Source organism: Hyella patelloides LEGE 07179 (assembly GCF_900659865.1).
GTDB classification, from domain to species: domain Bacteria; phylum Cyanobacteriota; class Cyanobacteriia; order Cyanobacteriales; family Xenococcaceae; genus Hyella; species Hyella patelloides.
Genome location: NZ_LR214042.1, coordinates 1 through 9,535 on the forward strand (window position 1 = coordinate 1; position 9,535 = coordinate 9,535).

Below are 9,535 nucleotides of genomic sequence, written 5' to 3' on the forward strand. Positions count from 1 at the left end.
CTTACTGAACTATCACCTTTCTCGATCGCGCTGACTATCTTCTCTCGAAAATCCACCGAATAAGCTTTCATTTACGATCTACTTTTACAATGCTTGATTGTCCCACATTTAGATGCAAACCGCTGTATATTTCCGCAGAACCCCGACCCAAAATGGAAAATGCAATTAGGAAATGATGAATATGTTTTTATCAAAGAAAATTATCTAAACACAATTGGAAACTTAACCTTATCGGGTAATAATGGAAAGCTGGGCAACAAAACTTTCTCAGACAAAAGAGATTTAAAAGAAGCAGGATATAAAGACAGCAAATTGTGGTTAAACAAATATTTATCAACTTTAGGCAAATGGGATAAAGCTGAGATTGAAAAACGTTTCGATCGAATCGCTGAAAGGTTCTTAAAAATATGGGAATATCCAACCATTGATGTTCTCGATGAAACAGATAATGGCGAGATAAATATTTTTGAAGCAGAAGACCCAAAATACAAGAAATTAGAATATGCTATTTTCTTCGATCAAAAAATTAAAGTAACTCAGGTTACCAAACTTTATGTAGAAGTGTTTAAAAGATTATTTGAAATACAGCCAGAAACATTTTTTACGACCGACTTAGGAGCGAGAATTGGACTTGCAAAAAATTCGGATGAAAACGGTTTAAGACAAGCTGTATCCATTAATGATACCTATTTCATTGAATCAAACATCGATAATAATGGAAAGTTTGACAGAATCAAACAAGCATTGATTATTTTAAAATTTGAAGATGAGTTAACAATTAAATACGCTAAAAATTAAATAAAATCCTAAAACTACTTTTAAAACTGACTCGGTGACGGGCGTGAATTCTAGCTAGATACCTTCGTCTTTTGTTACTAATGACAGCGCGCTGTTGAGAAATGATATTAGGCTTTGGAGCATTGATTGGTACTGCTAGAAATCCTTAATTTTCCAAAGACTCCCTAATAGAGCGATGTCAATGATTTGAACATCACTCTGATTAATGTTTAACTTTCCAAGTTAGATCCCTTTTTCATTTAGCTGTTATGCAGCAGAAAGGTCTTGGGTTAAGTTGTTTAGTTTTTCATCCAATACTGTTTGGGAAACCAAACTAGGAATGCGCTCGATTATTTCTCCATTCTGAAAAATTAGAATAGTGGGAATGGTTCTGATATCGTATTTAGTAGCGTTCGCTTCATTGTTGTCTACATCAGCTTTGGCTACTTTAACTTTCCTCTGCCATTTTTTGGCAATATTTTCGATAGTCGGATTCATTACCCGACAAGGACCACACCATACAGCCCAAAAGTCTACTAAAACGGGGATTTCGCTATTTATTACTTCGTCAACGAAGTTATCTGGGTTTAAATTGATATATGTAGAGTTATCAGACATAATTTATTGCTCCTAATAATATATGAACATGAATTGCCACTTTTTAATGGCGATTTTTTACTGACGATCTAACGCATTGATAATTTCTTGGGGATCTAGTCTTTGGGTATAGTCTGCATGGGCAAAACTATAGATAACTGTGCCATCAGCAGCGACTACATAAGTAGCAGGAAGAGGTAGCTCAAAGGTGAAATCGTCGTTATAGGCTGGGATATCGATTCCAAAGTTGCTGTAAATTGGTCTTAATGATTCGGGAAGAGTGAATACTAAACCTAGTTGCTTAGCTACAATATTAGCGCGATCGCTTAAGACTTCAAAAGACAGTTCGTTTTTTTCTTTGGTAGAAAGAGAGTGGTCGGGGGTTTCGGGAGATATGGCGACCAGGGTTGCTCCCTTGGCTTCTATTTGGGGCAATATTTCTTGCAGGGCGCGTAATTCTAAGTTGCAATAGGGACACCAGCCACCGCGATAAAAGGAAATTACTACTGCACCTTTAGCTAAGAGAGAATTTAACGAGATTTCTTTACCTAGGGCATTGGGTAAAGTGAAATCAGGAATTTTTTGCCCCGTACTTAGGCTATTTTCGGCAATTTTGGTGTTAATTAGGTCTGTAGTAGCCTTTGCCATGACTGATTTAATTGTTTCTGGCTGATTAGCACTAAAATTTGCTTTCAAGGCATTTAATTCTTGAGTTAAATTCATTATGAGTTACCTGTTTTTGAATGTTTGTTCCAGAATTGAGCAAAAAAAGATATTTTTTAGTGGGGGCAAAGGGTTATTTATCTTTGAGTTTGATATCTTTAATCCAATACCAAAAGAATGACATCGACAATATTATTGAGGATTTGCGGATCGCGATTGACCTTACCCATTACCCTCAATCCCTGCAAGTTGGAAGTAAGGTATTGAGCCATAGCATCTAAATTGCGATCGCTATTGATTTCCCCTTTAGCACGAGCATTGGTTAGGGCGTGTTTAAAAGAGCGTACCATTTGACAAACATGGTTGTTAATTCTGTCCTTAGCTTCCGCGTCATGGGAGCTAAGCTCTACTGCTGTGTTGGTCATCAGACAACCGTAGCAATTTTGCTCTTTCGCCATTGCTTCCACCAAACCGCGAAACAACTCTACTATAGTTTGTTTATCTGCATCGGGAGTCATCAGAGAGCCTACAGTATCTTTAACTACTGTTTCCTCGTAATGAGCGATCACTGCTAAAAACAAAGAGTGTTTATCTCCAAAAGTATCATAAAGACTCCCGCGATTAATGCCCATAGTCGATACTAAAGTTTGCATCGATGTCCCTTCATAGCCTAGACGCAAGAAGGTTTGCATTGCTTTGGTTAACACCTCTTCTTTATCAAACTCTTTTTTTCTTGCCATTGCCTCCTAATTTTTGCTCTTGAAAATACTCTAGCATATTTTTGAATGACTGTTCCAAAAAAACTTAATCTCAAATAAATTTATATGTCATCACTTAAATCATCAACGGCGTACATGATAGTTAACTCGATTTGGCAAAGTCAAGATTATAGCGATCTCTTTTATTCAAATCTCTCACAACAAAGTTTTGCTTAACAAAAGAATTTCCCAGATCAATACAATTAGCGTTTAATCAAGACAAATACAGCAACAGCTAGCACAAAATAACCAAAGCCTTTCTGAAGATTTTTAGCATCGATAAAGCCAGTTAAATAAGCACCTGCGAGAGTGCCTAAACTAGCAGCAATGGTAAAAGAACTTACCAGATTCCAGTCTAACTCTACCTGGGATAGATAGCCGAGAAAACCAGTAGCAGATTTAAAGGCGATAATGAGTAAAGAAGTACCGATCGCTTCTTTCATCGGAATACCACCTAAAAGTACTAGTGCTGGAATAATTGCAAAACCACCACCCACACCCACAAAGCCAGTAAGGATACCAACTCCTAACCCTTCTAAGGGAATTGCCAACCCGTGACGGTGCATACAAGCCGAGGGCAGAGTCAGCCCCTTACTTTGATGGCGAAATGATAAATCGGATTTTTTGGCGGAAAAAGCTTTTTGTTTCTGGGATGATTTGCTATCCTTGCGGATCATTAGCACGCTAGCAATGACCATCACCAACCCAAAACAAATCAGTTGAAAAGTCTCCGTAATAAAGGGAAAAGAAGCTAAACTCGCCCCAAGATAAGCCCCAACCATAGCAGCAGGGGCAAAGATAGCAGCGATTCTTAAGTTGACATTCCCTTGTAACCAATGAGGAATCGCACCAATCAAACTAACAATACCCACAATAGCTAAACTCATAGCGATCGCAGCTTTGGGTGCTACCCCCATAACGTAAATGAGAATTGGTACAGCTAAAATCGAACCGCCACCGCCAATTAAACCAAGGCTCAGACCGATACATCCAGCCAATATGTATCCAATTATTAAAGTCATACTTACGTAAACTCCTCTTTTTTTATTAATTACTTATCGACTGAGTGTACGTAAATAACTGCGAGCAAAGCGATCAGGAGAAGAATCGAGTTGATAGGCAAATCCGATTGATGTTAGTTGCTCAAAAAACTGTTCTTCCGTCCATTTTTCTTTGGTAGCTAGTGTTAATAATGTCATCAAGCTCGCGCGGGTAGCTGAAACACATCTTGTATAAATTGGCTTAGGCACTGACTCAATGGTTTGCATAAACATCTCCAGTGAGTCTCGATTAATATTGTGACGGTATACGGGAACGCTGAAATATCCCAACCCGTGAGCTTCTACCAAAACCGCATTGAGTTGATTCCCCTCTTGGGCTGGACACAAATCGATAAATGTACGATATCCTTGCTGCACGATTTCTTGCAGTTTTTGTGCTTCAGCAGCATTGCCAATTGCCAGTTCTTCAGTAATTCGATAAAGCAAAAATTTAACTCCTAATTTGATATGAAATATAGTTAATTAATTACTGACACTACCTTTCCACAACGCTCGTTAGCAGGCACAGCCTCCATAATCTTTTTGGGATTGGGCAGGTTAAGGTTATCCATGAAAGTAATAAAACTTTCCCGATTTTTGCCGACAAAGCGAGGATTAAAGCGTTTTTCTTCGCCAATAGTGGAAACAGTTTGTCCTTTATAGTCGTGTCCTGGATAAACTAACGTCTCATCGGGTAGGGTAAACAACTTTTGCGTAACGCGATCGTACAAAGTTCCTGCATCCCCGCTTTGGAAATCGGTACGTCCACAACCACGAATAAATAAAGCATCGCCAGTTAAGACATGGGTGTTATTCACCAGATATGCCATGTGGCTGTCAGTATGACCGTAGGTTTCGATCGCTTGAATTTCAAGATCTCCCACCTTTAAAGCTTCACCATCTTTGATATATCGATCCGCACAGGTAGCATGAGCATTTTCGGGAACAATTCCTTCACAGCCAGTCATTTCCCTTAATTTACCAGTGCCAGTAATATGATCGGCATGAATGTGGGTTTCTAAGCAATATTTCAACTTTAAATTCAACTCGTTCAGCAATTTAAAGTCACGCTCTACTTGTTCTAAGACCGAATCCACTAATACAGCCTCTTTGGTATTGATATCTGCAATCAAATAGCTGTAAGTCCAGGTGTCTCGATCGAATAGTTGACGAAATAGCATCTCTTTTTGCCCCTCTGTTTACATTAAAAATATTGAGTACAAGCTAAGTTTAATATTCAAATTCAAATCTAATTATCAAATTACTATATAGTAATATGCTCTCAATTTTATCTTTTAGTCAAGGTCAAAAATGTAATTTTAATATTTTTAAGAAAAAGTAATTATATAACCACATAGTTGTATATTAAAAATAACTAATAAGACTAATTTAGCTTCCATATTCGCCCAAAAATATTGTTAACGAGGAAATTATCGTGTTTACATTCCCACAGCGATCGCAACAGACTCCCAAAAATAGCATTTCATTAACTGAACACTATCAAATTGTCATTGTAGGTGGAGGAGCAGCGGGAATTACTACCGCAGCCCAACTACTCAAGCAGAATTCTCAGCTGAATATTGCGATCATCGAACCTGGCGAAAAACATTACTATCAACCAGGATGGACATTAGTAGGCGGTGGTATTGCACCCATAGACAAATTTATTAGGCAGGAAAAAGATGTTATTCCTCAAGGAGCAAAATGGATTAAAGATTACGTAACTACTTTCGACCCCGAAGGCAACACTTTAACCGTGGCTCAAGGTCAACAGATAGAATACGACTATCTTGTGGTTTGTCCAGGTATCCAAATCGACTGGCATTTAGTTAAAGGATTAAAATTCGCATTGGGCAAGGGTGGGGTAACTAGTAATTACTCAAAAGACTACGCTCCATACACTTGGGAAACCATTAAAAATTTTCAGGGCGGTACGGCGATTTTTACCTATCCCAATACCCCCATCAAGTGTGGTGGCGCACCTCAAAAAGTGATGTATATGGCAGATGACTCCTTTAAAAGTAAGAGCGGAGTGGGTGTAAACACCAAAGTTATGTTTTGCTCTGCGGGGGCGAAAATGTTCGGTGTTCCTGCATACAATGCAACTTTAGAAGGAGTAATTGAAAGGCGTGGAATTACCACCAAGTTTAGTCATAACCTCAAAGAAATCAAAGCCGATACTAAAGAAGCTATTTTCGATGTTACCACCGATCGTGGCGTAGAAGAAGTCAGTATTCACTACGACATGATTCATGTAGCTCCACCGATGAGTTCTCCTGATTTTATCAAACAAAGTCCCTTAGCCAATGACAAAGGCTGGGTCGATGTCAACAAATATACCCTACAACACAATCGCTATCCCAATGTATTCGGCTTGGGCGATGCCTCATCCTTACCTATCTCTAAAACTGCTGCTGCTGCTCGCAAACAGACTCCTGTGGTAGTGCAGAACCTAATTTCTCAAATGAATAATAAACAACTCAGTAGCCAATACGACGGCTATACTTGTTGTCCATTAATTACAGGTTATCACTCGGCAATTATGGCAGAATTTAATTATGAGGGTAATCCCGCTCCGTCTTTTCCCCTCGATCCGAGTAAAGAACGCTACTCGATGTTTCTTGCCAAGGTATACGCACTACCTTGGATATATTGGAATCGGATGCTAAAAGGGGAATGGTTTGAAGCGGATATCTTTAAGCCAATTAATCAGCTACTACAAAACAACGGCGACAAAAATCCTATCTCAAAAGCAAGAGATCGAAGCAGTACTTGCTAACAAACTTGAGTTTGGGATAATAAAATGGAGAGATAGTAAGCTGAAAATCAAACTTTCTTCGGTGAAGCAGGAGTAAGGGACTCCTTAACCACCCTGACCCATAATTTTCAGCATTTCTAACTGTTGACTTTGCTGCTGAAATTGAGCTGAGAGAGCATCACAAACTAAATCGCACAACTCAAATAAGAAGGGATTGGCAATTTGATAGTAAACACAAATTCCTTTTTGTTCGCGGGCGACGATACCAGCTTTGGTCAGCATATTCAAATGTTTGGAAACGTTGGCTTGTCCCAAACCTGTTTCTGCCACAATTTCGCTGACATTTTTAGCACCAGTTTTCAAGCTACAAACAATTTGTAGCCGACTAACTTCAGACAAAACTTTGAAAAAGTTAGCCATCAAGCCCAATGCAGCAGGTGAAAGTTTGGCAATTCCACAATCATCAGGCTGACTGACTTGCTGGATTGTAGGTTTAGCAGTTGTTTGACTAGACATAAGATTTATTTGGCAATTTAATACAGAATTAGACTATAGCTAAGTGGGAATCTTAATTATTTTACCAACTATATTACTAAATGGTTGTACTGTATACCAACATAGCTTACCAAGAAAGATAGGTTGTTATTAAGTTTAAGTTGAGTTTTCCTGGTAAATGTGACACATAGTCTATAGACACATAGTCTACAAACAACTGAAATAGACTTATGAGTCAGACCAAAAAATCTATTCTTCTAGCTTTAGGACGGCTGATCAAACATAGAAGAAAAGCTCAGAAATTATCTCAAGAACAGCTTGGATTTCTTTCTAATTTAGATCGTACATACATTTCTGGTGTAGAACGAGGAATTAGGAATCCTTCTTTGACTGCTCTAGTCAGTTTAGCTAGCGGGTTAGATACTACTGTGTCTGAATTACTCAAAGATTTAGAAACAGAAGTAACCAATTTAAATTTAAATGAGTAAAGATGACTTAGTAGTGAAAATTTTGTCACAGTTCAAACCAAATGCAACACAACGCAAGGTTTTTGAATTACTATCTGATAAACAATGGCATTGTCGCAGTTGTGAAGGTAAAAGCATAGCTTCAGAACAGTATGCAGGAGGCGGAGGAATACAAGGTTTACAGAGAGGAACTAAAAATCGTCCTGGATTAGTTATTGCCTCAAAAAATGAATTTTGTTCTCAATGTCAAAAAACAACAAGATGGGATTGTTGGACAGGAGAAATAAAACAAGCTAACGCTGCTGCTAATATTCCTAAAAAATTAATTCAAAAAATCTTGAATTTTTATTCATATACGGATATTATCGAACAAAGACAAAGAGCAGCACATGAATTAGTCATAGATCACCGTTTTCCTATGGAAAGATGGGGAAGTATTGAAGAAAGTCTCAGCGTAGATATAGGTGAAGATGAAATATTTAAAAAATTTCAGTTACTTAAAAAAGATGCTTCAGGTAATCATAATCTCTTAAAATCGAGAGCTTGTGAACGTTGCATTAAGGAAGGCAAAAGAGGAACTCCCTTTGGCATACAGTTTTGGTATGAGGGAAATGAAGTATGGACTTCAAATTATCAGTGTGGTAGAGAAGCAGAGCAAGGATGTATTGGTTGTGGTTGGTATGACTTTGATACTTGGAGGAAAAAACTAAATGAGAAATTATCTGAATTGGAAAAAACTAAATAGTTAGTCGGTATTGATTTCCTTATTTGCAGCAACCTGATTTAAGTAGGGAATTAAAGCGTGACCAATATTCTTGGCTAGTAATGGTGGAACAGCATTGCCAATCTGCCACATTGCTTTTTTCATAGAACCTTCAAAAATAAAAGAATCAGGAAAAGTCTGTAATCTTGCCATTTCTCTTGCTGAAATCACACGATTTAGATATGGATGAATATGAGTCCCACCATGATTTTCTTTTACTGTCATACTAGGTTTTCCTGGATACTGACGTTTAAAGGCATCTGCATAGGTTTCATACAAAGAACCACCAGGAGGTACTTTAGCTATTCTTTCCATGTATTCTTTAGAATGACGAGTCCACTCATGATTAATTTCTGGAATACGAGAATATTCAGGTAGATCGGAAATTGCTGACTCTATCGATACATATTGTTCGGGTAATAACTGGGCTTGTGGATAAGGATTATTAAGGTTAAATCGATTGGCAATGAAAATAGCTCTAGGGCGAATTTGCGGAACTTTATAAGCAGCAGATTCTAGTATGGCTACAGATGCAGAATAACCGATGGATTCAAAAGCATCAAATATGGCTTGTTTAACTTTGCCTTTTTTTAGAGTAAGTATCCCTGGTACATTCTCCATAACTATGTACCAAGGCTTTATTTCTGCAACTACTTTAATAAATTCGTAGAATAAGCGATTTCTAGGATCGTTTGTATCTCTTTTTCCTGCTACGGAAAAACCTTGACATGGAGGTCCTCCAGAAACAATATGTATTGGATTATAATCAATTTGTTGTAACCAATCCTGAGACTTAAATTCTTGTATATCTCCACAAAAGTGATGACAATTAGGAAAATTTCTCTTGTGGGTTGCTGATGCTATGGGATTAATTTCAACACTTGCAATTGGTCTAAATCCTGCTTCTGATAATCCTTGTGTAATTCCACCTGCACCACTAAATAAATCAAGAAAATTGTATTGTAAAGACAGTTTATCAGGGTTTTGAACATCTACATAAATTTTATAGGGATTATCATCATTGTTCTCTAATTCCCTTTGTAACCTTTCATAACGCCCCAATTTGGCTTTTTTTGCAGTTGATGTAGGTTTTTTTTTTCTCTAGTGGAAACAGAGATAGTTGTTTTGCTTTCACTTGTTGTTGATTAGATTTTTCACAAACAAATGTGACATATAGTCTTCAGATTGTCAAGTTTGCTTTATTGCCATGCTGGGAT

11 protein-coding genes and 1 pseudogene are annotated in these 9,535 nt (G+C 37.7%); 4 read left to right on the plus strand and 8 right to left on the minus strand.

The window, feature by feature from the left end:
- Nucleotides 1-93 precede the first annotated feature (93 nt).
- Nucleotides 94-798 (plus strand): HNH endonuclease family protein, encoded by a 705-nt coding sequence (locus tag H1P_RS27625; protein ID WP_281291246.1) that lies wholly within the window; start codon nucleotides 94-96, stop codon nucleotides 796-798.
- Nucleotides 799-1,044: 246 nt separating this feature from the next.
- On the opposite strand, the gene trxA is transcribed toward H1P_RS27625, so the two are convergent.
- From trxA to H1P_RS27655, 6 genes are all read right to left on the minus strand, one after another.
- Nucleotides 1,045-1,395 carry a thioredoxin gene (gene trxA / locus H1P_RS27630; RefSeq protein WP_144873794.1) on the minus strand — a complete coding sequence of 117 codons (351 nt, stop codon included), beginning with the start codon at nucleotides 1,393-1,395 and terminating at the stop codon, nucleotides 1,045-1,047.
- Between the two features lie 57 nt (nucleotides 1,396-1,452).
- Complete coding sequence (locus tag H1P_RS27635; RefSeq protein ID WP_144873796.1) at nucleotides 1,453-2,097, minus strand: peroxiredoxin-like family protein; 645 nt, start codon at nucleotides 2,095-2,097, stop codon at nucleotides 1,453-1,455.
- 98 nt (nucleotides 2,098-2,195) lie between these two features.
- The gene (locus H1P_RS27640) at nucleotides 2,196-2,777 is read right to left on the minus strand and encodes a TetR/AcrR family transcriptional regulator (protein WP_144873798.1); all 582 of its coding nucleotides are present in this window, start codon (nucleotides 2,775-2,777) and stop codon (nucleotides 2,196-2,198) included.
- Nucleotides 2,778-2,998: 221 nt separating this feature from the next.
- Entirely contained in the window at nucleotides 2,999-3,817 is an 819-nt protein-coding gene (locus H1P_RS27645) for a sulfite exporter TauE/SafE family protein (RefSeq protein ID WP_144873800.1), read from the minus strand.
- A 33-nt stretch (nucleotides 3,818-3,850) separates the two neighbouring features.
- Complete coding sequence (locus tag H1P_RS27650) at nucleotides 3,851-4,282, minus strand: protein tyrosine phosphatase family protein (protein WP_186376178.1); 432 nt, start codon at nucleotides 4,280-4,282, stop codon at nucleotides 3,851-3,853.
- 32 nt (nucleotides 4,283-4,314) lie between these two features.
- Complete coding sequence (locus H1P_RS27655; RefSeq protein WP_144873804.1) at nucleotides 4,315-5,016, minus strand: MBL fold metallo-hydrolase; 702 nt, start codon at nucleotides 5,014-5,016, stop codon at nucleotides 4,315-4,317.
- 254 nt (nucleotides 5,017-5,270) lie between these two features.
- On the opposite strand from H1P_RS27655, the gene H1P_RS27660 reads away from it, so the two are divergent.
- Nucleotides 5,271-6,614, plus strand: a complete 1,344-nt coding sequence (locus H1P_RS27660; protein ID WP_246141979.1) for an NAD(P)/FAD-dependent oxidoreductase — start codon at nucleotides 5,271-5,273, stop codon at nucleotides 6,612-6,614.
- Between the two features lie 84 nt (nucleotides 6,615-6,698).
- Here H1P_RS27660 and H1P_RS27665 read toward each other — a convergent pair whose 3' ends face one another.
- Complete coding sequence (locus H1P_RS27665; protein WP_144873806.1) at nucleotides 6,699-7,109, minus strand: ArsR/SmtB family transcription factor; 411 nt, start codon at nucleotides 7,107-7,109, stop codon at nucleotides 6,699-6,701.
- A gap of 209 nt (nucleotides 7,110-7,318) precedes the next feature.
- Here H1P_RS27665 and H1P_RS27670 point away from each other — a divergent pair, with 209 nt between their 5' ends.
- Together H1P_RS27670 and H1P_RS27675 are read left to right on the plus strand one after the other, a co-directional pair.
- Entirely contained in the window at nucleotides 7,319-7,576 is a 258-nt protein-coding gene (locus H1P_RS27670; RefSeq protein ID WP_144873807.1) for a helix-turn-helix domain-containing protein, read from the plus strand.
- Nucleotides 7,569-8,300, plus strand: coding sequence for a restriction endonuclease (locus H1P_RS27675; protein WP_144873809.1), 732 nt, complete (start codon nucleotides 7,569-7,571; stop codon nucleotides 8,298-8,300). Before H1P_RS27670 ends, H1P_RS27675 begins: the two co-directional genes overlap by 8 nt.
- Here the strand turns inward: H1P_RS27675 and H1P_RS27680 are convergent.
- Nucleotides 8,301-9,453: pseudogene (locus H1P_RS27680) on the minus strand (DNA cytosine methyltransferase).
- Nucleotides 9,454-9,535: the final 82 nt, after the last annotated feature.

Bases quoted from the DNA above. Each gene is read 5' to 3' on its own strand.
- trxA (WP_144873794.1), bottom strand. From the start codon at position 1,395: ATGTCTGATAACTCTACATATATCAATTTAAACCCAGATAACTTCGTT.
- H1P_RS27635 (WP_144873796.1), bottom strand. From the start codon at position 2,097: ATGAATTTAACTCAAGAATTAAATGCCTTGAAAGCAAATTTTAGTGCT.
- H1P_RS27640 (WP_144873798.1), bottom strand. From the start codon at position 2,777: ATGGCAAGAAAAAAAGAGTTTGATAAAGAAGAGGTGTTAACCAAAGCA.
- H1P_RS27645 (WP_144873800.1), bottom strand. From the start codon at position 3,817: ATGACTTTAATAATTGGATACATATTGGCTGGATGTATCGGTCTGAGC.
- H1P_RS27655 (WP_144873804.1), bottom strand. From the start codon at position 5,016: ATGCTATTTCGTCAACTATTCGATCGAGACACCTGGACTTACAGCTAT.
- H1P_RS27665 (WP_144873806.1), bottom strand. From the start codon at position 7,109: ATGTCTAGTCAAACAACTGCTAAACCTACAATCCAGCAAGTCAGTCAG.
- H1P_RS27670 (WP_144873807.1), top strand. From the start codon at position 7,319: ATGAGTCAGACCAAAAAATCTATTCTTCTAGCTTTAGGACGGCTGATC.
- H1P_RS27675 (WP_144873809.1), top strand. From the start codon at position 7,569: ATGAGTAAAGATGACTTAGTAGTGAAAATTTTGTCACAGTTCAAACCA.